This window comes from Synechococcus sp. 8F6 (assembly GCF_002252665.1).
Taxonomy (GTDB): domain Bacteria; phylum Cyanobacteriota; class Cyanobacteriia; order PCC-6307; family Cyanobiaceae; genus Cyanobium_A.
Genome location: NZ_NQKZ01000009.1, coordinates 32,136 through 57,782, shown reverse-complemented (window position 1 = coordinate 57,782; position 25,647 = coordinate 32,136). Strand labels below are relative to the sequence as shown.

Annotated in this window: 22 protein-coding genes and 1 tRNA gene; 6 read left to right on the top strand and 17 right to left on the bottom strand. The window is 61.0% G+C overall.

The genetic code is table 11. The features are described from left to right. Positions 1-5: 5 nt before the first annotated feature. The 5 genes from CJZ78_RS13730 to pglZ all read right to left on the bottom strand — a co-directional run bounded on the left by CJZ78_RS13730 (position 6) and on the right by pglZ (position 6,671). Positions 6-1,226 (bottom strand): hypothetical protein, encoded by a 1,221-nt coding sequence (locus CJZ78_RS13730; RefSeq protein WP_143592873.1) that lies wholly within the window; start codon positions 1,224-1,226, stop codon positions 6-8. Between the two features lie 4 nt (positions 1,227-1,230). Further along, entirely contained in the window at positions 1,231-3,387 is a 2,157-nt protein-coding gene (gene brxL / locus CJZ78_RS08345) for a BREX system Lon protease-like protein BrxL (RefSeq protein ID WP_094560570.1), read from the bottom strand. A gap of 6 nt (positions 3,388-3,393) precedes the next feature. After that, positions 3,394-3,792, bottom strand: coding sequence for a type II toxin-antitoxin system VapC family toxin (locus CJZ78_RS08340; protein ID WP_094560568.1), 399 nt, complete (start codon positions 3,790-3,792; stop codon positions 3,394-3,396). Further along, positions 3,789-4,052, bottom strand: coding sequence for a type II toxin-antitoxin system Phd/YefM family antitoxin (locus tag CJZ78_RS08335; protein ID WP_094560566.1), 264 nt, complete (start codon positions 4,050-4,052; stop codon positions 3,789-3,791). The genes CJZ78_RS08340 and CJZ78_RS08335 overlap by 4 nt, the downstream gene beginning before the upstream one ends. An 84-nt stretch (positions 4,053-4,136) precedes the next feature. Beyond that, a complete protein-coding gene (gene pglZ / locus CJZ78_RS08330; protein ID WP_255373960.1) occupies positions 4,137-6,671 on the bottom strand; it encodes a BREX-1 system phosphatase PglZ type A in 2,535 nt (844 codons plus the stop codon). A gap of 170 nt (positions 6,672-6,841) precedes the next feature. Between pglZ and CJZ78_RS13725 the strand changes: the two genes are divergently transcribed. Further along, complete coding sequence (locus tag CJZ78_RS13725; protein ID WP_143592872.1) at positions 6,842-7,270, top strand: hypothetical protein; 429 nt, start codon at positions 6,842-6,844, stop codon at positions 7,268-7,270. A gap of 81 nt (positions 7,271-7,351) precedes the next feature. Here the strand turns inward: CJZ78_RS13725 and pglX are convergent, their stop codons facing one another. From pglX to CJZ78_RS14425, 8 genes are all read right to left on the bottom strand, one after another. Further along, on the bottom strand, positions 7,352-10,834 hold the full coding sequence (pglX, locus tag CJZ78_RS08325) for a BREX-1 system adenine-specific DNA-methyltransferase PglX (RefSeq protein WP_094560562.1): 3,483 nt from the start codon (positions 10,832-10,834) through the stop codon (positions 7,352-7,354). Between the two features lie 50 nt (positions 10,835-10,884). Next, positions 10,885-14,370: a BREX system P-loop protein BrxC gene (brxC, locus tag CJZ78_RS08320; RefSeq protein WP_094560560.1), complete on the bottom strand. Its 3,486-nt coding sequence runs from the start codon at positions 14,368-14,370 to the stop codon at positions 10,885-10,887. Further along, positions 14,367-14,975 (bottom strand): DUF1788 domain-containing protein, encoded by a 609-nt coding sequence (locus tag CJZ78_RS08315; protein WP_094560558.1) that lies wholly within the window; start codon positions 14,973-14,975, stop codon positions 14,367-14,369. Before CJZ78_RS08315 ends, brxC begins: the two co-directional genes overlap by 4 nt. Then, entirely contained in the window at positions 14,972-15,865 is an 894-nt protein-coding gene (locus tag CJZ78_RS08310; protein ID WP_094560556.1) for a BrxA family protein, read from the bottom strand. Before CJZ78_RS08310 ends, CJZ78_RS08315 begins: the two co-directional genes overlap by 4 nt. 253 nt (positions 15,866-16,118) lie before the next feature. After that, positions 16,119-17,057, bottom strand: coding sequence for an HNH endonuclease (locus CJZ78_RS08305; RefSeq protein WP_094560554.1), 939 nt, complete (start codon positions 17,055-17,057; stop codon positions 16,119-16,121). Positions 17,058-17,108: 51 nt separating this feature from the next. Next, complete coding sequence (locus tag CJZ78_RS08300) at positions 17,109-18,110, bottom strand: HIT domain-containing protein (protein WP_233128607.1); 1,002 nt, start codon at positions 18,108-18,110, stop codon at positions 17,109-17,111. Between the two features lie 510 nt (positions 18,111-18,620). Next, positions 18,621-18,833 (bottom strand): hypothetical protein, encoded by a 213-nt coding sequence (locus CJZ78_RS08290; protein WP_094560550.1) that lies wholly within the window; start codon positions 18,831-18,833, stop codon positions 18,621-18,623. Positions 18,834-18,925: 92 nt separating this feature from the next. Beyond that, positions 18,926-19,171: a type II toxin-antitoxin system HicB family antitoxin gene (locus CJZ78_RS14425; protein ID WP_094560548.1), complete on the bottom strand. Its 246-nt coding sequence runs from the start codon at positions 19,169-19,171 to the stop codon at positions 18,926-18,928. A 147-nt stretch (positions 19,172-19,318) separates the two neighbouring features. Between CJZ78_RS14425 and CJZ78_RS08280 the strand changes: the two genes are divergently transcribed. From CJZ78_RS08280 to CJZ78_RS08270, 3 genes are all read left to right on the top strand, one after another. Further along, complete coding sequence (locus CJZ78_RS08280) at positions 19,319-20,017, top strand: sigma-70 family RNA polymerase sigma factor (protein WP_233128606.1); 699 nt, start codon at positions 19,319-19,321, stop codon at positions 20,015-20,017. Positions 20,018-20,309: 292 nt separating this feature from the next. Beyond that, positions 20,310-20,615, top strand: a complete 306-nt coding sequence (locus tag CJZ78_RS08275) for a hypothetical protein (RefSeq protein WP_094560684.1) — start codon at positions 20,310-20,312, stop codon at positions 20,613-20,615. 273 nt (positions 20,616-20,888) lie between these two features. Continuing rightward, the gene (locus CJZ78_RS08270; protein WP_233128605.1) at positions 20,889-21,890 is read left to right on the top strand and encodes an STAS-like domain-containing protein; all 1,002 of its coding nucleotides are present in this window, start codon (positions 20,889-20,891) and stop codon (positions 21,888-21,890) included. Between the two features lie 131 nt (positions 21,891-22,021). Here CJZ78_RS08270 and CJZ78_RS08265 read toward each other — a convergent pair whose 3' ends face one another. Both CJZ78_RS08265 and CJZ78_RS08260 read right to left on the bottom strand, forming a co-directional pair. Then, positions 22,022-22,408, bottom strand: coding sequence for a hypothetical protein (locus CJZ78_RS08265; protein WP_094560544.1), 387 nt, complete (start codon positions 22,406-22,408; stop codon positions 22,022-22,024). Between the two features lie 115 nt (positions 22,409-22,523). After that, positions 22,524-22,597 (bottom strand) — tRNA-Arg (locus CJZ78_RS08260). 125 nt (positions 22,598-22,722) lie between these two features. Here CJZ78_RS08260 and CJZ78_RS08255 point away from each other — a divergent pair. Beyond that, positions 22,723-23,484, top strand: coding sequence for a helix-turn-helix domain-containing protein (locus CJZ78_RS08255; protein WP_094560542.1), 762 nt, complete (start codon positions 22,723-22,725; stop codon positions 23,482-23,484). Here CJZ78_RS08255 and CJZ78_RS08250 read toward each other — a convergent pair. Both CJZ78_RS08250 and rsmI read right to left on the bottom strand, forming a co-directional pair. Continuing rightward, positions 23,463-23,705, bottom strand: coding sequence for a hypothetical protein (locus tag CJZ78_RS08250; protein ID WP_094560540.1), 243 nt, complete (start codon positions 23,703-23,705; stop codon positions 23,463-23,465). The two genes, CJZ78_RS08255 and CJZ78_RS08250, sit on opposite strands and share 22 nt — an antisense overlap. 69 nt (positions 23,706-23,774) lie before the next feature. Then, complete coding sequence (gene rsmI, locus CJZ78_RS08245; RefSeq protein ID WP_094560682.1) at positions 23,775-24,698, bottom strand: 16S rRNA (cytidine(1402)-2'-O)-methyltransferase; 924 nt, start codon at positions 24,696-24,698, stop codon at positions 23,775-23,777. Between rsmI and CJZ78_RS08240 the strand changes: the two genes are divergently transcribed. Beyond that, positions 24,697-25,632, top strand: a complete 936-nt coding sequence (locus CJZ78_RS08240; RefSeq protein WP_094560538.1) for a 3'(2'),5'-bisphosphate nucleotidase CysQ — start codon at positions 24,697-24,699, stop codon at positions 25,630-25,632. The two genes, rsmI and CJZ78_RS08240, sit on opposite strands and share 2 nt — an antisense overlap. The last annotated feature ends 15 nt before the right edge of the window (positions 25,633-25,647 follow it).

The window sequence follows — 25,647 nt, the reverse complement described above, 5'->3', positions numbered from 1 at the left end:
GTGACTTATTCATCCTGATATTCAGACCAATGAAGAGCTTCATAGCAACGATCTTCAGCTTCGCCGACCATTGACTCAAAGAAGCCTTCGAAATTCCAGATATTGTCAAAGTAGCCCACACCATCGAGCGCCCAAATGTAATCTTCTGGGTCCCAACGAAGATCCCAGGCGAGAGCTCCTGACTGCCTCAGTTGAAGTTCTTCTGAGCCGTCAGGGCGGAGCTTAATCCTGCGAGATACCCAGTAATTATCAATGGCCTCGTGAAGATTCGCCGCACCCTGGATCCCCGGACTTTGAGTTGATGCCTGCTGAGAAAACGAAGTTACCTGGGAATCAAGTCTAGATTTGTGATCTTCGTTGACACCAGATTCGACATTGGTGGGCGAAGTGGTCGACTTTTCTGCGGGTGCATCGGTTGGAGAGTCGTACCAGGTGGATTGCTGACGTACTTCTAGGTCAGTGAGTGTTAAATCAAATTCATGCGATGCCTGACCACGCTCAATCCCCTCAACAGCCTCCTCGTAAAGCGCCGGAGCTGGAGGCTCAGATTCCGGTTGAACAGTTGAGACATAAGGAGGTTGCGAATCCTCTTGCCAGGTGGACTCAAATTTCTCCTCCAGATCGGATAAAGATATGTCAAAGCCCGAATACTGACTCCCTGCTCTTGTTTCACCCGCAGATGCAACCTGGGGGTTCTCTCCAACGAGTGAAGCGGCCGGGGCGTGAGCTGGAAGCTGTAGGTCAGGATTTGGTAAGGAGTTGGCAACAATCAATCCGTCAGTGGATTGATTAGGGCTCTCCTTAGTATCGATTTCATTAAGGCAAAGGACTGTAGTGCACTTTGTATCTAGGTCAATATCCGACTCATATAAATCAGTTGTATCTGCAAAGGAGATCAAATTCTCCTCAGGTGATACTTCAGGCTCAGCGGCAGTGTCATCAGGCAGAGTAATCGGTTTTGACTGATCTGCAAAGCCCTCGTCACGGAGGGGATCTGGAAAAGATGTGGATATAGGTGGCTCCGAACGGACAAAGTTTTGCTGTGATTGAGTTGCGGCTTCCGTGGGAAGAGATTCCTTATCTTTACAGCTCTGTTCATCTCTAATCCCGTCAACGCTGCCAACTCTTGGCGAAGGCGCATCAGAAGACTGATCGTCGGTTAGTCTTGCAATTGCATCTGCGGCAGTAATGATAGAACGTGCAATCCTATTTAAAAAGCGCTTCATCTTGCTACTCAGTCCCCGACTGCCGAATAAAACTCAGCTCGCATCCCTTCACCATCCGTGCTTCCTGGACGGCAGCTTCTGCCTTAAAGGCTGAAAACTCGAACCACTGGAAGATGTCAAGTCCACGGTCGAGGCTTATTTTCCAGCCATTGTCTGCGGTGATACTGCGGGCATGGAAGTTGGGGCTTGCATCGATCTCCCAGCTAAAGGGTGTGCAGGTACCAGCAAAGGAATCCTGCACCTGGCCTAGGTTTTCTACCTGCTTTTCCATTGTCTCTTGATCAGAGCCTGTGATCAGGTGAACGGTGACCTCATCGCCCACGGGGGTGATCTCGTTGACCATGCGCAGGAACTCCACCAGGTTGCGGACCTGGTGGAAGGCGCGGATGTAGGGGTCGCGGATGATGATGCCGCTGCAGCCCTGCAGGTAATCGGCAAACAGGCGGCGGTAGCTCCAGCCCTTGGCATTTTCCGGCACCACCAGATGCTGTTCCTTCAGCAGAACTCTGGTGGTAGGCGATGCATCCCTGTTTTCTGCGGTGGCAGGTCCCGCTGGTTCGGAGGATGCAGCTGGTTTGGCCTCAGCGCCGGCCGCTGTGGCTTGTGCTGGTGAGGCAGCGGGCCCGGCAGCAGCGCCATCGACTGCTGCCGGAGCAGCTTCCGGGTGAAGGGGCCTGAGCCCAGCAAAGGCCGGATACTGCTGCTCTTCCGGCGTCAGCACCGTGACTGCATCCCCACCGGCTAGAGGCCGATAGGCGAAGTCGTTGGCCTTGAAGGTGTCGTCGATGCGCAGAATCTGCTCCCGCACCCGACGGCGGCATTCCATGGCGAACTCCAGCAGCTCGGCGATCTCCTCAGGCGCGGCCTTGCCGTTGGGGTGAATGATCTTCATCAGGCCGGAGAAGGTCTTCTCAAAGCCCGTCTGGTCTCGGGTTGATACTTCCGAGCTGATCTCGAAATGGGCTTTATAGAGGCCGGTGTAGTCCTCAGTGCGCAGATGCTTGAGCACCTCCGCGATGTAATCCACCACAAAGCCATATCCGGTGCAGAACAGCTCATGGCGCACCGGCTGCACTTCCCAGCCGGGATTGAAGGCGTGGATGCGATCGAGGAAAGCCGAATCGATGTACTTATCGGGCAGGGGCTCGTAGAAGTGGGAGTGCTTGAGCATGTAGGCAACCGACTTCTGGGTGTTGCCCATGAACACCATCGAGGCTTCCGCTGTGAGCTGCTCGATACCCCGCGAGAAGGTGCGGTTGGCCATGTAGTTCTTCATGATGTCGACCAGCGTCTTGTCGACTTTCTTGTCCTTGCCGGCAAACTCGTCGAAGCAGATGCAATCCCAGTAGCCCACCAGGCCGATCTTGCCGTTGGCGTTGCTCACAAACAGCTTGGGAGCCGTGACCTCCGAGCCTGAGATCAACATGCCGTGGGGCGAGAACTCGGCATAGACGTGCGACTTGCCGGTTCCCTTGGGGCCAAGCTCCAGCAGGTTGTAGTTGCGCTCGCAGAAGGGAATCAGCCGGATCAGGGTGAGCAGCTTGCCCCGGCGGGTGAAGGGCTCAGGGTTGAAGCCCACGCTCTGCATGAGCACGTCCATCCACTCATCGGTGGTGAACTGCGCCCTGGCTTTGAGGAACTCGTCGTGGTCAACACCGGCCACCTGGATCGGTTTGACGCTGGAGATTTGCCAGGGGCTGGCCTTGGGATCGGTGGGGAGTTCGTACTCCACATCGGTGATCGCCCAGATCCCCCCCACCAGCAACTTGGGGTAGCGCTTGATGAAGTCAACGTCGATTGGGACTTTCTTGAGCCCGAGGTTTGTGAACTCCACCTCGTAGAAGCCGCCCTTCTCGTTGAGCTCCACGGTGAGCTTGTCGATCACCTTGTGGGTACCGCGCTCTTTGATCGTGGATTTCACCAGTTCCGCCTGGTTGCGGTGCACGTAGTGCTTAGCGAGGATCCGCCGCACCGACTCCAGCCCTTCGCTGATCTGGGTCGGATCGTCGGTCGCGCAGTGCTGCCCGAGTAGGTACTCGAGCACGTAGGTAGGTACTACGGCGTTCTGCTTGAGCTCGGTGGTGAGGTCCTTGCGCACCACCAGGCCAGGGAAGTGCTCAAGGATCTTCTGGTCCAGGGGGCTGGGTGCTTCAGGCGCCATCGGATCTCACCAGAGGGTTTGGCAGGGGAAGGTGGAAAGCTGGGGATCGGCGCTGAGCAGCACCAGTCGATCTAGTTCGGCCTGGGCGGCCAGCATGCGATCAAAGGGATCGCGGTGGGGCTGGCTGTAACCGCCTGCCCGCAGCCCATGGGCCAGGGAAATCGGCAGTGCTTCAAAGCCATCGGCTTGTAGCAAGCCAGGTAGATCGGCGATCACACCGTTGAGCTCGGGCAGCTTGCCCTGGTGGTGCTTGAGGCTGAGCTCCCACACAGAAGCCGCACTCACCAGGACGGGAGTGGCTGGGTCGCTGAGCAGCTCGCGCACAGCGCCGGAAAGGCGATCGGGATCAAACCACCACCACAGCAAAGCGTGGCTGTCCAGTAGGTAGGCCTCCCCACTGCTCATCGCTGCGGCGCCTCAGGCAGCAGGGCGCCGCACTCCCAGCTCTCCAGTTCACTGGGGTCCATGGGTTCGAGCAGCAGGTCGGGCTGGCTGAGGGGGCCCCGGCTACGCAACCGGCCTGGGATGCGCTGGGGAACGGGCGGCGCCAGGGGCATCAGCCGCGCCCAGGGCTTGCCGGCCTTTGCCAGCACGATGGTTTCGCCCGCATGGGCCTCATCGATCAGACGCGATAGGTGGGTTTTGGCCTGGTGGACGTTCACCATTCGCGTGGGATCACCTCCGCACGACGATTCCCGCATGGCGGCCTCTGCCATTGACCTGATTAGTTTAGCCATGGACTAAGGCCATCAGAAGTCGTCGAAGTCGCTGCCAAAGGGCCGCTGCAGCTTCAGGTCCACGCTCTTGTAGGGAACTGGCGTAGCCACACCATCGAGCTGCTGCTCCAGGCGTAGCTCCAGGGTCTTGTTGTTGTAATCGCCAGCAGCGTTGGAGAGCTCAAGCACCACCTGCTGCTCCCGCTCACGGGCTTCCGTGGCTGCGGAATCCAGCAGCACGCTGCGGTGGGCGCAGAGCAGGGCGCCATCGGCCTTGGCGTAAAGGCCGATGCGCAGCTGCAAGGGCAGGCGCTTTTTGGGTTCCACCGCCTCCAGCTGGAATAGGCCAAAGGAAAGCTTGCCGGTAGTGATCTTGGCGGGCACCCGCAGCAGCTCGGCCTCCACCACGCGGCTCTCGTCCTTGCGTTCGCGCTTGAGCTTGATCACCGGCACCACCACCTCCTGAAGGGAGGTGCCGCCGTGCACGAAGCGTGAACCTGAGCCTGAACGGGGGAAGCGATCAAGCCCCAGGGGGAAGACTGCCTTCCAGCTGCCACTCAAGCCCAGCTCGCCAGCGGTAAACACCTTCTGGCCAGCACTGGCCTTGATACCACTGCCCAGGGCAAAGCGGCGGTTCTTGAAGCTGAGCTCGGTGGCAGGAGGGAACTCGGCGCGGTCGTTGGCATCGACAGGTTCCTGTTGAAACAGGAAGCCGTGGTCGGCAGTGATCACCGCCTGGCTGCCCTTGAGACTGGCGATCTTGCGCAGGATCAGCTCCAGCTCATCAAAGGTCTGCTCCACTGCCTGGCAGGTGTCGGCCTCGCTTTCGCGCTTGTCGCCGATCCGGTCGATGCAGTTGTGATAGATCACGATCAAGTCGTAGTCGCGGGTAAGCTCCGCGCCCTCCTTGCTGGTGGCGAGGCTCAAGAAATCCTCCGCTTTGATCGCCTTGGCGCGGCCACTGGCGTAGGCCTTGAGCAACTTGTCGCGGTTCTCAATGCCGGCGGCGCTTTGGCCATCCACCAGGGCATTGGAATCGCTGGGGTTGAGGCCCAGCTGCGCACCGGGCAGCAGCGCCGCCATCCCCAGCTGCGTGTAGCTAGGCAGCACTCCCAGCAGGGCATCCACCTCTGCCTGCCAACCCTTGCCGGCCTGGCTGTTGAGGCGATCAGCGAAGTCGCGGGCGGCCTCGTAGCGCAGGGCATCGGAGATCACCACAAACAGGCGCTTGAGCCCCTTGGAGGAAAGCGGCGCATGCACGTAGCGCATGTGGAATTCCTGCTGCCGGGGCAGGGTGCTCGATCCCCAGTTACTGAGGCCAGCCACCTGATCGCTCCAGCGGTTGGTGAGCGGCAGCAGCACGTTGTTGACGTACTGGGCCTCGAGCCAGTCGCGCAGCGGCTTGAGCAGCCCGGGCTGCTGGTAGGTGCGGGCGTGGAAGATGCAGCGCCGGTAGGCCCGATCCAGGCGCCACCAGCCGTTGCAGTAGCGCTGCAGACCCTCCTCAAAGCTGGGCACTTGCAGGTCAGCTTTAGCAAGCAGGCCCCGGAAGGTGATCGCCTGCTCCAAGGCGCGGTAGCCGTGCTGGTGCTTGCCAAACCAGCAGGAGCTGCTGCGGTTGCGGATCGCCTCCAGCAGCTCTGTATCGGAGGCGTCGCCCTGAAACCGCTGCAGCAGGCGGCTGAGCACAAAGCGCTCGATCAACTCATAGCTGTCGTCGTCATCTGGCTCGTAGCTCTCTGGTGCGTCGTTGAGCTGCTCCTCTACGCGCAGCACACCAGCGAGATGATCACTCCACTGCTCAAAGGCAGGCCGGGAGCTGAGGCTGTCTTTCCAGATGCTTAGGAACACCCGGGCGTGGGGTAGCAGCTCGCCAGAGGGTCCAATGCTGCTGACGCTGTTGAACAGGCCAACAGCGAAGTCGCGCAGGTTGGGCTCCGGGCTGGCGTAGCCGAACTTCTCGCCTACTGCTTTCCAGAAGTGGCCGCTGAGTTGGTGGCTGCCATAAAGGGCCTCCACCGGGTCGTCGCCATCGGGGTTGGCCGGATCCAGCTGGCCGAAGGCATGCAGCAGCAGCTTGTCGATATCGGGCGGCTGCTTGGCCAGCACGGCGAGCATCTTGAGCCGCACTGCCGCTTCGTTGTCGTTGGGCCGCAGCAACTCCTTGAGCTTGGTGGTGCGCACCGGCGAGCGGAAGAAGGCCTTGTGTTGCTGGGCCAGCTCCTTGAGCTCCAGTGTCAGGCCGGCCTCCTGGATGTCGAGTGAGGCCCGATCGGCGGTGAACTCATGGCCCGCCAAGAGAAGGTCCAGAAGCCAGTTGTCCGGTTCTGGTGGCTTAGCGGTGGTTAGGTAGAGCAGGAAGCGCTGATCCAGGGGGGCGCGGCTGATCGCCACCTTCACGGAGAACTCGTTGTTCTCCACCCGCAGCTTCTCGCCGGCCGCAGGTTGGTAGTCGTCGAACTCCGAGGCCCACTCGCCGTTGGGGTCGTACCAGAGCACCACGCGCTTACGGGCCAAAGCGGCGTCGAGACACTCGTGGATGCGGACTAGCGATTGAGGTCCTTTCATTCCGCAGCAAAGCAGAGCTTGCAATGGCTTTTTGGTAGGATAGTTTGGCATGTAAGATTAAGAATTAGGATAGCAAGGAAGGTTATTGCAATCGCGCATGCTCATATGCTATTGTGGTTTTATTTGCATTTACTTTGGCCAACACTGTTGACTGCTCGGGCTGGCTGTGCATGTATACACCCGAGACGTGGGTCAAGGCCGGTGAGATACGGTTTAGACAGGCGGCATTCCCGTTAACCAGGGAAAAAACTACTCGAAGAATGCGACAAGGCAACGTTATATTTGCGTACATAAGCAAGGTTCAGAAAATTGCTGGAATACTTGAGATAGTAGGGTCGGCGAGCATCAGACCAGATGCTTCAGAGTTTGGCACGCCGGGTCAGTATCCGGTTGTCATTGAGACCAGGCCTGTTCATATAGTTTCCCCTGGAGAATGGCTGGACATGGAAAGCCTCATTGGCAGACTTAGGCTATTTCGAGGACTCCCTAACAAGAAGAATTGGAATATGGCAGTTAGGCTCACTCCCAGGGATCTCGCATCATGCGACACAGAGCTTCTTATGGATCTAATAACAAATCTACCTAATATTAATGACTGAATCGAGAGCGTGCGTCTTTAAAAAGACTTGCCTCCCTTGCACAAATATTGCCGCATCGATAAGGGGATCTGGTATTCCTATTTAGTCCCCCATCGCTGCGAGGCCAGGAATTGATGCCAGAACGTCCTTGAGCTTGAGGTAGTTCAACTTCACCCCGTCATCGAGATCGAGTTGGATCCGTTGCTGGGCCAAGGGTAGAAGGACGTCCTGCTCCCAGGCCTGACATTCCTTGAGCACCTTGGTGATCTTCTCGGCTTCTTTCCGGGCGGCAGAGCTTTCGCGGGTGGACAGGGAGTCGTTGAGCTGGTCGAGGCCGAGCTGGGCCAGGCGGGCTTCCAGCTTCTGCAGGTAGGGCCGGAAGTAGTTGTTGAGCACCTGGTTGAGGGTGTCCTTGGTGTAGCGATGCAGGTAGATCAAGCAGGCGAAGCCCTTCTTGGGGCTCTGCACCATCCAGTAGATCGGCCGCTTCTTGTAGGTCTGAAGGTGGTCTTTGTAGAACTCGCTGCAGAAGTATTTGCGGATATCTTTGCCGAGCGACTCTTCGATGAATCGGAGGTTTTCGGTGACAGTGCTCTCTGGGAAGGTGACCTCCAGGAACTCGCGGGTGCGTGCGACGATGTCGTCTTCGAACCATTCGCCATCGAGCACCGGGATGATGCCGTCAGGGTCGGGTGCAAAGGTGACTTCGGCTCGTGGCTTGCCCACTCTTTCAAAAAATTCTTCTAAAGAATCGCAGGCGTTAGCGAGGATGAGGCCAGGCTTGTCAAGGGAAAAGCGGCCCATGGAGCAACCGACGACATAAGAGATGAAGGCAGCAATGTCACGGCGCTCCTCAGCACGAGCGAGGCTGATTTGCTCCTCTGGCACTTCGGGCTGTAACTCGCATTCGAGTCCGTAAGCGGCGATGAAGAGCCGATTGTTTTCCGTTTCCAGCTCCTGCATCCTCCGGACGGCGGCGGTGCTCTGCTCCTCCCAATTCCGCCAACTTGCCTGCAGCGTATTTCCCCTGAGGCCAGGGCGCAGCAATGGGCACTCGCGGAAGTTCCAGGATGTCTCGAAGTTGTTCCAGTCGGCACGAGCAATTCCTACAAGTAATTCCACCGTGCTCTCTACTGTAATGGCTTGAACATCTGGTATGAATGGCAATGTTCTTAGCGGTCCCTCATGGTAATCAAGCGTTGGTGACGCTACCTCTAATAATTTCTGGGTTACGTTTGAATTTAAGAATCCAAGTAGATATGCGACTGAGACATGCCCCCTGGAAAAGCAAATTGATCCTTTCGTCTCAAATACTGAGAATTCTGAGAGGCGAAACGAAATTTTCCCTGATGAAAGGGTTGACCAAGTCGCCCCAGTTTTAAAGTAAAAATCACGCGATGGGAGCTTGTTACCAGACTTGGATAGCATCGCATAGCTTGCAGAATCAAAAGCAATTACGTAGTCGTTGTTTCCATACCACCGCCTAAATGCACCTCCTTTTGTCGTAGGAACCCACTTGGCTCTAAATTCCCGCACTTCATCCAAGGAGTTGCAGGTGGGAAAGAAATGAGCTGATGGCACCTCATGCCAGAGCCTCAAAAACTTATCGTTATTTCCAGTTGCCAAACCTTGTCTTGGATTGGCAAAGTCATCAAGTGTCTTGCGTCCATAAAGCCTGAGAAACGAATCACTGATCCAATATGCAATCGGGGTTCCTGGGATCTGGGTGAAGAGTTGAGGCCTAGCCTTGAATGCCCACCTGCATTCATGGTTTTGTATTGCCTCAAGAGTTTTTGGTTCCATTTCTCTAACTCCTTTGAAATCCAGTAAGCGGATAAAGAAGCCACTAGAAGCGGAATCATGCTGATTCTTAAACGTGAACGCACATATTTGAACCGTAGCCCCCGAGAAACCTGTGAGGGGCAGCTCCACAAGCGACTTGAGGCTCTGAGTCTTGACTAAATGACTTCTAAGCGACTCATGCGAAGAGATATACATCCATACGTTCGGCGTCATAAAGCCTAGGTAGCCCTTTGGTAGACAGAGGAACGAGGCTCGATATGTGAATGCAGAAAAAAGATCTGCCTTGTAAGGTTCATATTTCTCAACTATATAGGACTTCACCTGTTCATTGAATTGCCGGCGCCCTAAATATGGAGGATTGGCCACAACTGTGTGATAACGAGAGGCTAGAGCCTCGGCTTGTTCGAGTATGCGCAGTACTTTGAGATGCGTCTTGCGCAGGAAGAGCTGGTCGCTGAGTTCCTTGTTCTCGATGGTCTGGCGAAGGTCCGCGATTTCCCGTTCTTTAAGACACGGCTGGATGAGCGATCCAAAGCTCTTCGCTTCCTCGAACTGCTTGAGTAGCCGAAGTACGGCCTGATGAAAAAGATCGCCCAGCCCGAGAGCTCGAATGTATTCGCGCAGCTCAGCCTCTGCAAAACGCACATCGAGTAGCTCGATAATGCGAGGCTGGATAAGGTATTCTGGCTGGAAGAGGCGTCGTGACTTTTCGCGCGCTTTGAAGATGAGGGCTAGTTCTGCGAGTTGTGCGGCGCGAGGGCAGGTTTCCAAGCCGTGCAGGTTGTGTTGCAAGATCAGGCTGGGGATTTCACTGGGTGAGTAGCCATTCTCCTCATAGATTAGAGCGAGAAGATCGAATGCGTAGGTGAGCATGTGTCCGCTGCCACAGGCTGGATCTATCAGTTTGATCTCTTCTGGCTTATTGATTACCAGGAAATCGGTTTCTGCATCACCCTCGATGTAATAGGGCATGTGCTCTTTTATCTTTGAGCTCGGTTGGTTCAGAAGCCATAGCCGCCCTAGGGAGTTCTCTACCAGATAACGCACGATCCAGTGCGGTGTGAACAGCTGGGTAACAGCTGGAATATCTTCTGTGAGCACCGCTTGCTTACGGGCCATGACCTCATCTTTTTTCTCCGAGATATAGAACTGATAGAGCCAGCCAATGATCTCCACGTCTTGGCAATCTTCATCACTAATCTCTGATCGGAACTGTCCAGTTATTGAGCCTTCTGTCAGGAGGTCATCTGGCAAGAGTAATTCGGTGGCGTCATCCAATCCTTCAAACAGATTCGGCAGCAGCTCGTGATAGAAACGGCACGTCGCCAGCACCAGTTCGCGATAAACCTCACCCTGTGGGTCAGCTCCAGAAATTGCCGTTTGAATCTGGCCATCCAGCACTCTATGCAGCCGGCTTTCGTCGGTATGGTTTTGCAATCCAGCCGGTAGGTCCCCAGCTCGCATCAGCTTGAGTAGCTCCGGCTGCGTTTCACCTTCGGCTGCTGGCATCAACACCTTGCAGCCAAACGGGTGCCAGCCCCGGGCATCCAGATAGCGCAGCGCGCACAGCCGGTTGAACCAGGTGTAGGCCACCTTCTCCAGTAGCTGGCCTCGGTTCTCCGCTTCCTGCTCGCGCAGTTCAGCGATCTGCTTGGCGTAGGTGCTGAGGGTGTCGGGGGTCTGGCTGTGAAGCAGCAGATCGAGCTTGCGGCCTACCGCCTCCAGCAGCTGCCGGCGCATTGCCGGGGCAAAGGTCTTCAGGGCGGTGGTGTTGATGGGCATGGATCAGAAGTGGAGGGTGGCGGGGGTTGGAGAAAAGGCCGCATCTGCGATCACAGGCTGATCCGGTGGCCTTGATCCAGCTCGGCTTGGGCGGCCGCGCGCAAGGCATCAAGCCATTGCTGCAGCTCGGCGCTTGTGGTGATCTGGCTCAGCGGACAGTTCACCTTCAGGGATGAGGCCGCTACGACCTTGATCGCTGGAGATGTCTGAGCGTCCTTGGGAGCTGCCAGAGCCGCCATGCGTTGCAGCTGGTTGGGCACCTCTTCCGAGCGATAGCGGTTCAGCCGCAACAGCGCAGTACCCGGCTTGCTGGCGCCTTGCACATCGGCCTTAGCCCGAGCTGTAGGGGCGAGCACCTGGGCTTGCTGATCCACATCGAGCTTCTGGAAATCGCTGTCGGCCTTCAGCCGGGCCTCCTGCTCGGTGATCTGCTGCAGGGCGTCGGCCTGTGTCTGCTGCAGCCGTTGCTCCAGCTGCTTTTGCAGCTCGCCCATGGCGTTGTTGGCCTGGGGGATCAAGCCGCCGGCATAGGGCTTCTCGCTGCTGAGCAATGCCCGTAGGGGTTGCACCAGATCGGTCGGCAGATCGGCGAACTCATCGCCGTAGCGAGTCTCAAATGCCTTCACCTGGTCGTAGACCGCCTTCTGGTTGCCATTGAGGAACTGCTTCAGGGGGGTGAGCAGGTCCTCTTCGGCGTCGAGCCAGATGTCCTTGAAGGTCTCCAGCTGGTTGAGCAGATAGCCGTCATCCTTCTTGGTCATCGCCTCGGCCTGCTCGGCCCAGGGCTTCACCGCAGCAAGGAATCCATAGGTGCCGGCCTGAGCAGCCAGGTCACGCAGGTCCTGCGCTTCCTCGCGCATCGCCATCCGGAAGGCTTCGCAGGTGCTGCGGGCATCGGTACCGGGGCTCTGCACGTTGAACAGGTCCTGGTGGAACCTCTTGAGCGCATTGATCGTGCTGGTGTCGTACACCTCCTGCTTGCGCACGCTCACGCCGCACAGCTTGCGGCTGTTGGTGAGCGCATCGATCACCTCCACGCTGCTGAGCAGTTCCTTCTCCCGCAGCTCCAGCTTCCCGAGCCGATACAACCGCGCGATGAAGGTGAGTGTGGCCCAGTTGCTCCAGCCGTAAGGCCGCGCCTCAAACCTGCGCACCAACTCGTCTGCGCTCAGGCGCTCGCCCAGCTTCTGCTGGCGCTCCACCTCCACCAACACCTCCTGCTCGGCTTCTGACAGCTGCACCGCCAGGCCATCGAGCAGGTCGTCCTGATCTTTCACCACCGCAACCACGGTGGCTTCACTGAACGAGCCGTGCACCATCTTCAGCTTGGGGAACGCCGCACGGATCAGCTCCTGGTAGGCCTTGCTGAACCGGGTTCTCGGATCGCCTTCCCCAACCGAGAGGGTCTGGCCATTCACCACGAGCGCGGCCGTGCGCAGTTGCTCTTCGGCCAGGCGAGTGATCTCCTGGCGGCGTGTTCCGCTCTGCTTGGCGCGAATCGCCAGGATGGCGTTCAAGGCTTCGTCTTCGCTGCCGCTGTTCTGACGGACGTAGAGGTCGGTTTTCAGCTGGCTGCGGATCTGCTCCAGCAGTCGCTCCTTGCCCGGCAGCACCGCCATCAGTTCGGTGCCGCCCATGTTGCGGCTGTGCAGGATCGCCTCGTTGCCGTAGTTGGGGTGCTCCGGCGTCACCAGGTTCACAGCAACATCGGTGTCCTTGCCCTTGATCAATCCGTCGTCGATCTTCTGGGCAAACGCGTAGTCATTGCCGTTGTCCTCAAAGCGGATCTTGTTGCTACGCAGCACGTCGTCAAACACAATCCGATGCAGGGCCTTGATCACTTCTGAGTCGGACACCTCCGTGCGCTTGATCTCCTGCTCGACATCCTTCTCCTTGTCGGTGAGGAATTCGTAGATCTCGCCGTTGCGCTGCAGGTAGCTCTGGCTCTCCAGGTTGATCAGCGCATCCTTCACCGCCTGCTCATGGGCGCGGATGTCGAAGCTGGGCTCGCTGATCAGCAGGATCGCGATGTTGCGCGCCGTGCTCTTGAACTGCGGCACCCACTTCAAAAGGAACAGCGCCTTGAGGATGCGCAGCTCCAGCTCGCCCACCTGGTTCTGGGCGGTCACCATCGTCTGCTGCTTGTCGGCCCGGATCACATCGCGGATGCCGTCGTACAGCTGGTCAAAGCTGGCCAGCCTCCCTACGGGCAGTTCCTTGATCGCCTTGGCGACCTCCTGGAACACCGAGAGCATCGAGCGCTCCCCCACCGCCATATTCCGGCCCTCGAAAATGCTGTGTGTCGCCAGGCTCTGGATCGCCTGCTGGAACAGGCTCAGTTGATAGGGGTGAAAGGGGTAGAGGCCGCAGAAGGCCTGGCAGTCGCTCCAGCCCTTGAGCTGAATCGAGCCATCACCGAAGCGGAACAGGGTGGTGAAGTTCTCCTTGTCCTGCTCGTAGATCTCGATCAGCTGCTCCGGTTCATCCGGGGTCTTGGCCAGCAGGCGTCGCTGGATCACCTCCTGCACATCAGCGCTAGCCAGGGTGAGCTTGGTTTTGAAGCGTCCCTGGATCTTGCTCAGATCGTCGGCCTGCTCAAATTTCACCTGGCCCAAGATTCCCTCCAAGTCGGCCTGGGAGGTGATGAACACCGTGGCCCGCCCATCGGTGGCGGTGGCCAGGCTCTCCACCACGGTCTGCAGATTGAGCAGCCGGCTGCGTTCCTGGCCGATGAACTGGCCGGCCTCATCGACAAAGAAATTGAGCCGGAACCCCGACGGCTGGCTATCGAGGTAGTCCTTCACCCTGCTGGCAAAGCCTTCGATCGAGAGGCGGTAGCTGTCCTTGGCGTCATTGATCACCTTGATGGCGTCGTCTTCGCTGCCGCCGAACTGCTCGGCATAGGCCTTCGCGAAGCTGCGTTTGGTCACCGTGGCCAGCGCATCCCGGTCGTTTTCCCAGCTGCGGCCGTTGACGCGCTGATAGGTCTGCTTGAACGCCTCGAACTGTCCACGCTTGTTGAGGTCGTGCTCGAACTGGGCCACATAGCCCTGGTTGCCGTAATAGCCCTGCAGCTCGTTGAGCACCTTCATGAACACCTCGAGGATCGGTGCCTCGTGGGTGCCGCCGATGCCATCGAACTTCTGATCGATGTTGAACAGCAGGCTGCGGGCCGGGATCGCCGTCGCCTTCTTGAGGTCGGCGCGCAGGATTTCGTCCTCCACCTTCGGCAGCAGGATCTCCACCGGCCGGCTGGCCTGATCCCCTACTCGTTTCTCGCTGTCGAGCATCAGCGAGAGCATCTTCAGCAGGTGCGACTTGCCTGAGCCGAAGAACCCCGAGATCCACACGCCGTTAGCGGTGGGGTTGTGCAGGTAGGCGTCGGTGAACGCCCCCAGGCCTTTGCTCACCTCGCGGGTGACGACGTACTCGTCGAGTTCGACATAAAGGTGGCGTTCGTCGTCGGCCTTGATCACGCCGTCGATCGGGCGGTCGACCGGCTTGAAGAAGAGCTCTTGGATGGTGGTGGCTGTCATGAGCTCTTGATGTCGAAGTAGTCGAGGTTTGTGGCGCGGTAATGCGGGTTTTCGATCTTGCTGGCGGTGCTGGTGCCAAACAGGCGCAGGTAGGACCCCCCGTCGGCGTCCTGGGAGTACTCACCAGGGAAGAAGATCACCACCGGGTGCCGAACCATCGCCGGCTGCAGCGCTTCGAGGATCGTGTGGGTGCGCAGGAACGGGTAGATCCGACCTGAGCCGGTGATCAGGCTGATCTGGGCATCGTCGAGGGCCTCCATCAACTTGGGCACCAGGGCGCTGGTGGGTTCAGCCACGTTCTGCAGGGTGTCGAATAGGTCGCTCTTGGACCAGGTCGCCTCCTCTTGCAGCAGCACATCCAGGTAGCCCTTTGCCTCCAGCAGCTGCAGCACCAGCTCAAACAGATCCACGTGCTTCACCCGCAGACCCTGCTTGCGCAGGTGCTGCTCCACCCCGCGCACCACCAGGCGCAGCTGGTCGTCGTCGGCTGAGCTGTAGGTCTGAATGAAGATCGGCACCTCCTTGGCCACGCCCCGCATTTCCAGGAACTCGGGCCGGGTGAGGATCTCCTGCAGGCGCTTGTCGAGGCCGCTGACGCTGCTCATGGTTTCGTCCTCCGGGCCGGGGCGGCCTTTTTGGCTGCAGGCTTTGGTGCGGCCTTGGGTTTGGCTGCTGGCTTTGAAGCAGCCTTCGCCTTCGGCTTTGCGGCGGAGCGCACCGCAGGTTTTGCCACTGGCTTGGATGCCATCTCTGGCGAGGCCACTGGCTTCCGGCTTTTGGCGGGCTTGGCCGGAGCGTGCAGCAAGAATCCGGCCAACAGCGCTGGATCGTCGCTCGCCACCAGCTCCTGCACCTGTGACGAGAGAAGCGGCCGCTGGACCGTGCCAAGCGTTCCCCCTTTACCCGCCTTGCCGCTCAGGAGGCCGGCATCCCTGAGCATCTGCAAGAGCGCTGATCGCACCTTCTGCTGAGAAGAGGGTGCCAGTGCCGTCAGTTCTGGGTGATCCCGCTCGCAGTCCTCGTAAAAGGCTGCCATGTCTGAACGGCGCAGTACCGGATCCAGGCTGCTGAGCTTGCCCATCAATACCTCGCGCGTCAGGTCGGCCGCGATCTCAATGCGCTTCAGCACCGCCAGCCAGGCCATCGCATTCCGCTCATCGCTCGTTCCTCGTGCCAGCAGCTGCAGCTGTGAAGTGGTCAGGCACTGCAGCCGTTGGCGCAGCTCCAATTCCAGGCGTTTGCCGCTGCTGGCCGAGCGGGCCTGCAGGGCGTTGCGTTCCAGCACTGCGGCCTTCGTGCGTGCCCAGTCGCCCTGCTCTTCTTGGTGGATGCCCGCGATCACAGCAGCAAGCTCAGGCCTTAGGCCTGCAGAGGTGAAGCTCAGGCAGTAGCGGGGGGGCTGCGGGGCAGGACGGGGCAAGGAAACCAGCTGGCAGCGCCTGGCTAATCCTGGCACCGCGCAGGGCAAAGGTGCAGCCAAGAAGCCTGTCTCCATGAGCGTTTGACGGCTGGAGCCTATGGCTTGTGGGCTGAGTTTGATTTATTCCTCCTGCGAACAAGGAAAACTATGCGCAGAGCGCATTGAATCGATGCTTCGAGTAGCTGATGGCCTGGCCTCCTGCCTGCTTGGCTCGATGAGGAGCTGTCGGAGCAGGGGGTGGGGAGGGGGCCACCACCAGGACCAGCGCACACCCACCGCATCCCTCGGCCGGTCCTCGCGCCGTGCCAAGGGTCAGATCATGTCCCGCTCAGCTTCGCAGGGCTTCCCGATGGGCACCAAGGAAAGCCTCCTGCTCGCGGCTGAATGGCCGGATCAGATTCGCCCCTCCGATACCCCAGCAGCGAAGCGCCTCACCAGCGGCCTCGTGCTGCCAGATCAGCTGCCCACCGGAATCAAAGCTGATCCAGTGGCGGTCAAACAGCTTGTCCACATGAGGTGACAGCAGCAGGCCGTTGGTGCCGCTGAGGCGCTCATGGTTGTCGCAGTCACGCCAGGGTTTGATATGGCTCGCCACCAGGAACTGCTGCCGGTCGAGCCCCGTGACCCGGCAGGCAGGCTCCAGCTCCGATACCCGATGCCGGAATAACCCTTGCCCCAGCCGCGCCTTGGTGAGGGCATCGCGCTCGGTGCTGCTCGGCACCTCCCGCAAGAGCTGCATGTCGTCGAGCAGGGCGGCGGTGTACTCCCCCTCTTCTGCCAGCACCACCAGGTGCACACGCACCGCTGGATCGGCATGGTCTTCGATCAGCTTGAGCAGAAGCAGCCCCAGGATTTCGCCCAGCCCCGCCAGGTACACACCCTGGTTGCCCCGTCCTGAGCTGGTGCTGATTGGGCTGTGGCGCTCGGGCAGCAGCGGTTGCAGTAGCTCAAAAAATGTCTGCAGCACCAGCGGCTGTTGCAGCGGCTGCCAGTTCACCTGCACCAGCCAGCCTTCCTGGCTCCAGTTGTCGCCTGCTGATCCAAATTCAGGCGGCTTCTGTGCCGTGATCGCCGCCGTTTCCACAAGGCCAATCTGGCTGATCTTGCCGTTGGCGTAGCTGAACACCACATCCCCACGCTGGCAGCGGGTGAGGTTGTCGTAGCTCACATTGCGGGCGCCGTTGGCATTGGTCTTCGGCGACCAGATGTAGCCACCGTCGGTTTCCTGCCGGTAGGTCTGCTTGTGGTTGACCCACCAGTAGGCCATGAATGGTGTCTGGGGTTTGACCTGTTGTAGCCCAGGCGAACAATCGCCGCCTCAGTAGCTCTGCCGTCCCGCAATCACCCCACGCACCCCACCGCGCGGCTGCTCACAATCCCCATCTCGCCTTGGGATCAGATGCCAGTGCGCATGCAGCACCGTCTGCCCGGCAGCTTCGCCTGAGTTCACCCCCACGTTCCAGCCACTGATCGACGGGTCCTGCGTCGCTAGCTGCTCTCTTCTGAGCTTCAGAAGCTGGGTCACGGCGTTCCACTCCGGCTGGTGCAGTGCCAGCCCGTCGGCCACATGCCGCCGCGGGATCACCAGGCTGTGACCCTCCGTCACGGGGTAAGCATCAGCGATGCAAAGCGCCAGTTCGTTCTCCAGCAGCACTCGGCCGCTGCCCTCCAGCGCGCAGAACACACATCCCGCTTCGCGGTGGCCGTAGCTGGCCTGCAAGCCGCGGAAGTCGGTGTTGTCGGTGTCGCGCTTGCCGGCATTGCAACGGAAGCAGAGCGCCTGCAGGTTGCTGAGGTCGTCGGAGCCACCGTGGTTTTTGGGCACGATGTGGTCCACCTCCAGGGCCCTTTGGTGCTCATGAGCGCCGCAGCACTCGCAGCGGCCCCGCGCGCGCGTCAGCACCCGATATTTGATCGAGCCGCTGATCGGTGTTCGCTGGCGGCTGCGGTGGGCAAACACCTCCTCGCCCCGCTGCTCGCGGAAGGCATCGAGGCGCTGGCGACACAGCTGCTGCAGCTCATCGCGCTCGGCGTCGCTCAGCTCGTCGGCGCCGATCAGGCTGTAGGTGCCGTTGCCGTAGGCAGTGATGCCGTTGCCGGTGAGCACCTTGCCCACCATCCGCTTGACGCGCTCGGTGTAGTAGTCGATCTGGGTCACGTCCTCTCCCAGGATCCGCCGGGCGATGTCCTCCGCCGGCGCTGGGCTGCCCCTTCCAAGCAGCTCCATGAGCATCAGCGGCTGGTAGATGTGGCTCATCCGCATCCGCTCAGCGATGTAGGTGCGGAGGCGGTGGAAGCTGTCAGAGCGAGGGGTAGCCATCAATCCTGCAATCCCCTCCAACCAAGGTTTGGCCGGCTGTCTTCTTCAAGTTTGACCGGTCGCCGCTGAAAGCCCAGGTCGGCATGAAAACGTATGCATGGACGGCCAGGGCACTGCCTGCTTTTGCCGGCTCCAGCAGGCCTCACCACAATGGATAGACCTGCTGGGCAATCTTGAGGAGGTGATGTCCATGCTCCTCGAGGACGGCGAACCAGCGTTGAAGGGAGATGTCGTGGACTCCTCAGAGTGAGCGCAACAACGACTCATAGGCCTTGTGTGACCCCACCCAGAACCAAATCAACGTGCCGTCCTTCAGCACTCCAACGGCGCGCCAATCGAGATCGACACGGGCTGAGTAGATCGGCAGGGTTGCGTGAACCTTCTTGAATCTGAGGGATGGATGCGACGGGTTATCTCGCCACAGTTGGTAGGCGCGCCTGATTTTCCGCCTCCTCTCAAGGGGCGCCTGGATGTAGAGCTGTCGGAACTGGTCGGTTGTAACCGAGTTCACTACAACTGGTCGATGGGCTGAACCCGGCCCGCCTGGAGATCCTGAATGGCTTCATTGGCCATCCGCTCCAGCAGATTCTGCGAGTCGGCAAAGAGTGTGCTCCAGCGCTCTTCCGATTCCATTTCCTCTAGGAGGATCGCCGCCAGAGCATCCTGTTCCTCCTCAGGAAGCTGGGCAGCAGTTGCAACCGCGGCCGACAAGGCTTGCGTCATCGCTCCCGCTCCAGGTCAGAGGGCTTGATCCATTCTGTCAGGCCTAGCTAGCGGTCACCGGAGAGTGGCGGCCCCTGCTCAGAGCGACTGCTCTAGGGCAGCCAGAACTGAATCGGCATCCAGCCCAGGGTCGCTGCCTCGTCGGTGAGCACAGGCCCCACCAGCACCGGCTGGGGAAGCTCCTCCATGAACAGCTCGGTGGCCTCCCGCAGGTTGGCCAGGGCCTCTTCCACGGTGTCGCCCTGGCTCACGGTTCCCACCTCCGGGCACTCGGCCACGACTACCTCCTCCTCGCGGTGAAGGATCGCCGTGAGTCGTTGGGCTGTTGCAGTGCTCATCGGCGTTGAGCGACGTGCTTCCAGTCTGGGGCTTTTGCTGAGCGCCAGCCAGCAGCACTGACCACGAGGGGATTGGATCGCCACCGGCCCGGCACACACCCACCTCATTCCCTCGTCCAGTCCTCACGCCGTGTCAAGGATCGGGCCATGCGCCCCTACTGGGCGTCCTTGCCACGGCGCTGCGGCCGGCCGTTGGGGGTGGGGTTCTCCGCCGTCCCCCAGATGGCTTCTCCTCTTTCCCCCTCCCGCCGCAAGCAGCAAGCCAAGGCCCTCAGCCGCTCGGCCCTCAAGGCCCGCAATGCCCTTGTGCTGGAGCACCTGCCCCTGGCTGATGCCATCGCTGCCAAGGTGGCCTGGCGCTTCTTCCCGCTCGTTGATCGGGAAGATCTGATCCAGGTGGCCCGGGAGGCCCTGCTTTTCTCATCTCCTAGCTGCCGCGCCGGCGAGCCTGCAGCTCCCTATCTCCGCCGCTGCATCAGCGGGGCCCTGCAGCATCACCTGCGTGATCGAGTCCGCCTGGTGCGGGTGCCCAGGCAGGTTCACGAGGCAGGTCATTGCCCTCTGGGCCACAGCAGCCTCGATGCTCAGGCCGATGGCGAGCCCTGCCTGCTCGATCAGCTGGCCGCCCCAGAGCCCGAGGCACCTGATGGCAATGGCGCCGATGGGCTGGCGCTGGAGCAGCTGGTCGAGCAGCTCCCCGCCGCCCAGGCCGCAGCGCTGCGGCTCACGATCCTTGAAGGCCTGAGCCTCCGAGATGCAGGTCAGAAGCTCGGCATCAGCGCCATGTCAGTGCAAAGGGCCCAGAAAAAGGCCCTTGGGGCCCTGCGTATGCAGCTCCAGGCCTGAGGGGCCTTTGGCCACCCCTGGTGGCCGGAAGGTTCTGGGAACAGGCTCCGCGTTTCCACCCACTCGCTCCCGCTCGGGGATTCCAGCTCTGCGCTGAACAGCCCGGACTTCGGGCCTTGCTCCACCCGTTCACGCCTGCTCAGGGATTCCGCTGCAACCCAAACAGCCCCTGACCTTGATCCCCTGAGTTCTCCACCAGTGGCTTGCTCCGGGCTTCCTCAGTGTGAGGCATTCCTGCGTCATGCCTCGGCTTCGGGAAGTCCCTTCGCTGCGCCAGATGGCGCAGAAAATCATGGCTTCTCTTTCAGCTACCGCTTCACCGTTCTGCCGTCCTGAGGAAGATCCGTTCCTGCTGCTCGAATCCACGCTCCGTTCCATCGAGGTGGTGCTGATGCTGCGGCGCGATCTGCCGCTGCGCCGCACCTGGATCGAGCAGCCCTATGGAGAAGAGGAAATCACCCTCTTAGAAGAAGAGGTGCTGCCCGCCATCCGCCAGTGCCTGGCGCGGGTGGATGAGCTCGATGAGCGGCTGCTGGCCAAGCAGGAGTTGCTGCGGCGCTGCACGCTGGAAGCTGAGCGCAGGCCATTGCTGGTCTGATCGGCACATGCGGCCGGTAGCAGCGGCTGCCGGCTGCTTTGCACGATCCAGCCATCGAGCTGACCGGTGGTCATCAGCCGCCTAGCTCCGCCTCAAGGGACCAGCCAACGGTCGCTGGCCATCCCTCCCCAGAACGCTGACAGGGACTTGAGCTTGCCTTGGCTGTCAGCCAGCGGAGGTTGACAATGATGTTGACAATGCAGCCTTATTAGGTTGACAATTAGGCATCTATCGAGCGGTGCCTTGCCAGCGATTCGAGGTCGTGGAGAGGAGGTGCGCACGTTCATCGTCGCCAATGTGACCAAGCACCCCACGGACATCGTCCGCCGTGCGGCGGAGAAGTTCGACTGTTCCCGTCAGGCCATCCATCGCCACATTCAACGCCTGTTGGAAGTAGGGGCGCTGATCGAATCCGGCAAGACCCGCAGCCGCACCTATGCGCTGGCCCAGCTCAGCTCATGGCGGCAGCACTATGAAGTGGCCTCCAGTGGCGATGAGGGTGATATCTGGATGCGGGACGTCCGCCCGCAACTCGAGCCCTTGGCCACCAACGTGATGGGCATCTGGCAGTACGGCTTTACGGAGATGTTCAACAACGCGCTGGATCATGCCCAGGCCAGGAGCATCGCGGTGGCCGTCACCAAGACAGCAGCCACTTCGGAGGTGAGCATCCGTGATGACGGTGTTGGCATCTTCCACAAGATCCAAGCAGCCCTTGGCCTTCTGGATGAACGCCATGCCGTGTTGGAGCTGGCCAAGGGTAAATTCACCACTGATCCACAGCGCCATTCCGGAGAAGGCATCTTCTTCAGCTCGCGCATGTTCGATTGTTTTTCGATCACATCGGGCTCTGTGAGCTTCAGTCATCAGGCCAAAGCCCCTGAAGACTGGATTCTCGAAACCGACGCTAGCGGTGGCACCGCCGTCAGGATGGAACTCGGCAATCACACGTCTCGTTCCGTCAACAAGGTCTTCAAACAGTTCACCACTGGTGATGACTTTGGTTTCACGAAGACCGTTGTGCCCGTTCGCCTGGCCCAATACGGCGACGACAATCTTGTGTCGAGGTCGCAGGCCAAGCGCCTGATCGCCCGATTTGAAAAATTTAGAACTGTGGTGCTCGACTTCAAAGGTGTCGCCTTGATCGGCCAGGCTTTTGCCGATGAAGTGTTACGTGTCTTCCCCCTCGCCCATCCAGAAGTCGAGCTTGTACCCCTCAATGCCAACAAGGAAGTAAGCCAGATGATTGCTCATGTTTTAGAGACCTCCAGGTGAAGAGCATGGTCATTCGTTACGAGGTGCTGGTTGCGGCCCAAGTTCTTGTCATCAACGCATCAGTGGCTTGATGCGGTTGCTGCTGAGCTGATCAGGACTTCACGACCGGTGACAGCCGCCGCTCGCGTGGATCAAGCCAGCCAACCAGCGGTTCTCTTTGCCACCCGTTGCCGCAGCGTCTGCGTCAGCTCCTGAATGGCGGAGCACTCCAGCAAGGCGCTGGGCACCAGCAGATCGAGCTGCTCCAGCTGAGTGATCCACTCGATGGAACTGGTGCTGGCGCAACTCATCAGCGGCGCCAGCAGGCTGATCTCCACCAGCAGCGCCGGACCATCGCGCTGTGGCAAGGCTTCACCGGTGAGGGTGCACCAGTGCTCCAGCAGGGAAGAAAACATCGACGCCTTCTGGATCGCCTGGCTCTGCAACAGCGCATAGGCCTGGGATGCCGCCAGCGAGACCTCGGTGGCGATGCGCGGTGCACCCTGGGCGCTTGAGGGGATCAAAGCGTCGCGGCGCATCCCTTGGTCGAGCGATTCCAGCCAGGCGCAGGCGAGCAGAAGCAGGCAAAGCCTGTCAGCCCAAAAGCCTGTGACAGGAGGGCTTTTGGGCTAAAAAATCAGGCTCTGACTGAAACGCCCCCTGTGTGATTCGAACACACGACCGGCTGCTTAGAAGGCAGCTGCTCTATCCAGCTGAGCTAAGGGAGCTTCGATCTCATGATCGCGCACCTGCCCCAACGTCATATCCGCCCACCCCCTGAGCGCCGCCGTTGGCTGCCCTTGGGGAGTCGGGGCAAACCGCCTAAAGTGGCGGGCTGCGCATTGCTCGACCCATGGCTGCCCCCCGGCTCTCCGACAGCCATAAAATCGAGATCGTGGCGCGCTATCGCGCCGGTGAGGGGAGCACGGAGCTGGCGGAGGCCTACGGCTGTAGTGCCAACACCGTGAGCCGCGCGGTGAAGGCCGCGCTCGAGCCGGCCGAATATGAGCAGCTCAAGCAGCTGCGCACCCCCCGCGCCGCCAAGGCCGTGCGGCAGCCCGCCAAGCCAGATCCCCTTCCTCAAGTCAGCGCGCCAGATCTCCCAGATAGCCCGCCAAAGGGGGCCGACGACGACGAGGCTGCGGTGTTGGCGATCGACGATGCCGATGATTTCGGCGATGACGCCAGCGACGCAGCCGAAGCGGACGCCCACCTCGACTTCGACGATGACGACACGAGCGATCCGAGTGAGTCGTTCATGGCTGTGCCGTTGCTGCTGGGAGACCATCACGGCGAGCCAGCCCAGTGCCAGCCCCTGGCGGAGGCGCCGCTGCCCGCCAGCGTCTACATGCTGGTGGACAAAACCGTGGAGCTCCAGGCCAAGCCGCTCAAGGAGTTCCCGGAGTTGGGGCAGCTGCCCGATGGGGAAGAAGACCGGCAGGCCCTGTTGGTGTTCGCCAATCCGCGCCAGGCCAAGCGCCACTGCGGCCGCACCCAGCGGGTGATCAAGGTGCCCGACACCCGCGTGCTGGAGCGCACCGCCCCCTACCTGATCGCCCAGGGCATTAGCCGTGTGGTGATCGAGGGAAGCCTCTATTCCCTGCCGGGCAGCTGATCGCTGCGGGGAGCCAGTAGCGCCGCGCTGCAGCCGCCGCTGAGCACACCGATCACCAGGGCGATGCCCACCAGGAAGCCGGCGGGCAATGGAGCGCTGCGGCCAAACCCCAGGTTGAGGCTGGGGCGCTGATCGAGGTTTTGGGCGCCGAGGCAGAGAATCGCCAGCAGCAGGCTGCCGCCCAGCAGGCTGGCCAGAAGCAGACGCAGGCGCACGGCCATCAGGGGATCCGGGATCGGCCGATCCGGAGCTGGAACTGCGCAGAAGTCTGACGGGTCAGGGTTGCGGCGTCAGCTGTTGGGGCCTGGCGGCGTCTGATGCAACAGAGCGTAGAGCTCGCGTTTGCTGTGGCCGGTGCGTTCGGCCAGCAGCTTGGCGGCGGCATTGCTGCTGTGGCCCGCCTGTTGCAGGGCCTCAAGCTCGGCCGTGAGGCTGGCGGCGTCCCAACTGGGCGGCGCTGGCGGCTCGGCGCCGCCCAGCACCAGGGTGCATTCCCCCTGGGGTGGCGTGCGCCGGAAATGCTCGCGGGCCGCCACCACCGTGGGGCCCACCTGCTCCTCGTGCTTCTTGGTGAGTTCGCGGGCGACGCGCAGGGGCCGATCGCCCAGCACCGCCAGCAGATCGTTGAGCAGATCCAGCAGCCGGTGCGGTGCTTCAAACAGCACCAGGGTGCGCTGCTCGCCGGCGAGCTCCTGCAGCCGCTGGCGCCGCTGGTTGGCCTTGGGCGGCAGGAAGCCCTCAAAGCAGAAGCGCCCGCTGGGTAGGCCGCTGCTCACCAGGGCCGTGGTCACGGCGCTGGGGCCAGGAACGCAGATCACCCCATGGCCGGCGTTGCGGGCGGCCGCCACCAGCGCCTCGCCGGGATCGGAGATGCCCGGCAGACCGGCATCACTGATCACGGCCAGCGCCTCGCCTGCGGCCAGGGCGGCGAGCAGCTCGGGGATGCGGGCGGTTTGGTTGTGGGCATGGAAGCTCACCAGCCTGGGCCCCTGGTCCTTCTGGCGTAGCCCCAGCTGGTGCAGCAGTAAACCGCTGCGGCGCGTGTCCTCACAGGCGATGCGGCTCACGCCGGCCAGCACCTGCCGGGCGCGGGGCGACAGGTCGCCCAGGTTGCCGATTGGGGTGCCCACCAGGTAGAGCACGCCGGGGGCCGGTTCGGTGGCTTGCACGGCTCGGGGCTCGCTCCTGCACAATGCTGATCCCTGCCCCACCATGATGCCGGCTGCCCTGCCCTTGCCCTCGGGCATCACCTTGGAGGTGCTGCTGGGTGAGCTGCGGCGGCTGAGCTGGGGGGCCGCCGACATCCTGCTGGCCTATGGCCGCGGCGAGCAGCCCCCCTACGGTTTTCCCCGGGCCCTGAGCGTGGACGAGGGGGGCGAGGGCCCGGTGAGCGCGGCGGATCTGGCGGTGAACCGCTGGCTGCTGGATGGCCTGGCGGCGGCTTTCCCCGCCGCCGACTGGACCGTGCTCAGCGAGGAGACCGCCAAGGAGCAACTCACCGACGGCCAGCCCTTGGCAACCGAGTGGCTGTGGATCCTCGATCCCCTCGATGGCACCAAAGACTTCCTGCAGGGCACCGGCGAATACGCCGTGCATCTGGCGCTGGTGCACCGCGGCGAACCGGTGCTGGGGGTGGTGCTGCTGCCGGTGATGGAGGAGTTGTGGCTGGGCGTGATGCCCGCCCTCACTGGGGCCAGCGGCGAGGCTTGGTGTGAAAACCGCGCTGGTGTGCGCTCGCCCGTGCGGTTCAGCGGCCGCCACGCCCTGGGCGAGCTGGTGCTGGTGGCCAGCCGCAACCACCGCGACGCGCGCCTCGAGCAGCTCCTAGAGGCCTTAGCCCTAGGCGACACCAAGGCAATCGGCAGCGTGGGCGGCAAGGTGGCCACGATCCTGCGCGGCGAGACCGACCTTTACATCTCCCTGTCTGGCAAGAGTGCCCCGAAGGACTGGGACATGGCGGCCCCGGAAGCGGTGCTGCGCGCCGCCGGTGGGGCCTTCAGCCATGCCGATGGACGGCCGTTGGCCTACAACAGCGGCGACGTGCGTCAGGCAGGTTGCCTGATCGCCAGCCACGGGACCGCCCATGGCGCGTTGTGCGCAAGGGCGGCCGCGACGATGGCCACGATTGATCCGGGCTTTGTCGTCTGAGTTGGCCTCGGGGCC

What these genes read in the sequence shown, in the direction of transcription:
- CJZ78_RS13730 (WP_143592873.1), bottom strand. Translation starts at nt 1,226, where the DNA reads ATGAAGCGCTTTTTAAATAGGATTGCACGTTCTATCATTACTGCCGCA.
- CJZ78_RS08240 (WP_094560538.1), top strand. Translation starts at nt 24,697, where the DNA reads ATGATGCCGGCTGCCCTGCCCTTGCCCTCGGGCATCACCTTGGAGGTG.
- pglX (WP_094560562.1), bottom strand. Translation starts at nt 10,834, where the DNA reads ATGCCCATCAACACCACCGCCCTGAAGACCTTTGCCCCGGCAATGCGC.
- brxL (WP_094560570.1), bottom strand. Translation starts at nt 3,387, where the DNA reads ATGGCGCCTGAAGCACCCAGCCCCCTGGACCAGAAGATCCTTGAGCAC.
- CJZ78_RS08315 (WP_094560558.1), bottom strand. Translation starts at nt 14,975, where the DNA reads ATGAGCAGCGTCAGCGGCCTCGACAAGCGCCTGCAGGAGATCCTCACC.
- CJZ78_RS08340 (WP_094560568.1), bottom strand. Translation starts at nt 3,792, where the DNA reads ATGAGCAGTGGGGAGGCCTACCTACTGGACAGCCACGCTTTGCTGTGG.
- brxC (WP_094560560.1), bottom strand. Translation starts at nt 14,370, where the DNA reads ATGACAGCCACCACCATCCAAGAGCTCTTCTTCAAGCCGGTCGACCGC.
- CJZ78_RS08310 (WP_094560556.1), bottom strand. Translation starts at nt 15,865, where the DNA reads ATGGAGACAGGCTTCTTGGCTGCACCTTTGCCCTGCGCGGTGCCAGGA.
- CJZ78_RS13725 (WP_143592872.1), top strand. Translation starts at nt 6,842, where the DNA reads ATGTATACACCCGAGACGTGGGTCAAGGCCGGTGAGATACGGTTTAGA.
- CJZ78_RS08265 (WP_094560544.1), bottom strand. Translation starts at nt 22,408, where the DNA reads ATGCGCCGCGACGCTTTGATCCCCTCAAGCGCCCAGGGTGCACCGCGC.
- CJZ78_RS08290 (WP_094560550.1), bottom strand. Translation starts at nt 18,833, where the DNA reads ATGACGCAAGCCTTGTCGGCCGCGGTTGCAACTGCTGCCCAGCTTCCT.
- CJZ78_RS08335 (WP_094560566.1), bottom strand. Translation starts at nt 4,052, where the DNA reads ATGGTGAACGTCCACCAGGCCAAAACCCACCTATCGCGTCTGATCGAT.
- CJZ78_RS08255 (WP_094560542.1), top strand. Translation starts at nt 22,723, where the DNA reads ATGGCTGCCCCCCGGCTCTCCGACAGCCATAAAATCGAGATCGTGGCG.
- CJZ78_RS08305 (WP_094560554.1), bottom strand. Translation starts at nt 17,057, where the DNA reads ATGGCCTACTGGTGGGTCAACCACAAGCAGACCTACCGGCAGGAAACC.
- CJZ78_RS08275 (WP_094560684.1), top strand. Translation starts at nt 20,310, where the DNA reads ATGGCTTCTCTTTCAGCTACCGCTTCACCGTTCTGCCGTCCTGAGGAA.
- rsmI (WP_094560682.1), bottom strand. Translation starts at nt 24,698, where the DNA reads ATGGTGGGGCAGGGATCAGCATTGTGCAGGAGCGAGCCCCGAGCCGTG.
- CJZ78_RS08250 (WP_094560540.1), bottom strand. Translation starts at nt 23,705, where the DNA reads ATGGCCGTGCGCCTGCGTCTGCTTCTGGCCAGCCTGCTGGGCGGCAGC.
- pglZ (WP_255373960.1), bottom strand. Translation starts at nt 6,671, where the DNA reads ATGAAAGGACCTCAATCGCTAGTCCGCATCCACGAGTGTCTCGACGCC.
- CJZ78_RS08300 (WP_233128607.1), bottom strand. Translation starts at nt 18,110, where the DNA reads ATGGCTACCCCTCGCTCTGACAGCTTCCACCGCCTCCGCACCTACATC.
- CJZ78_RS08280 (WP_233128606.1), top strand. Translation starts at nt 19,319, where the DNA reads ATGCGCCCCTACTGGGCGTCCTTGCCACGGCGCTGCGGCCGGCCGTTG.
- CJZ78_RS14425 (WP_094560548.1), bottom strand. Translation starts at nt 19,171, where the DNA reads ATGAGCACTGCAACAGCCCAACGACTCACGGCGATCCTTCACCGCGAG.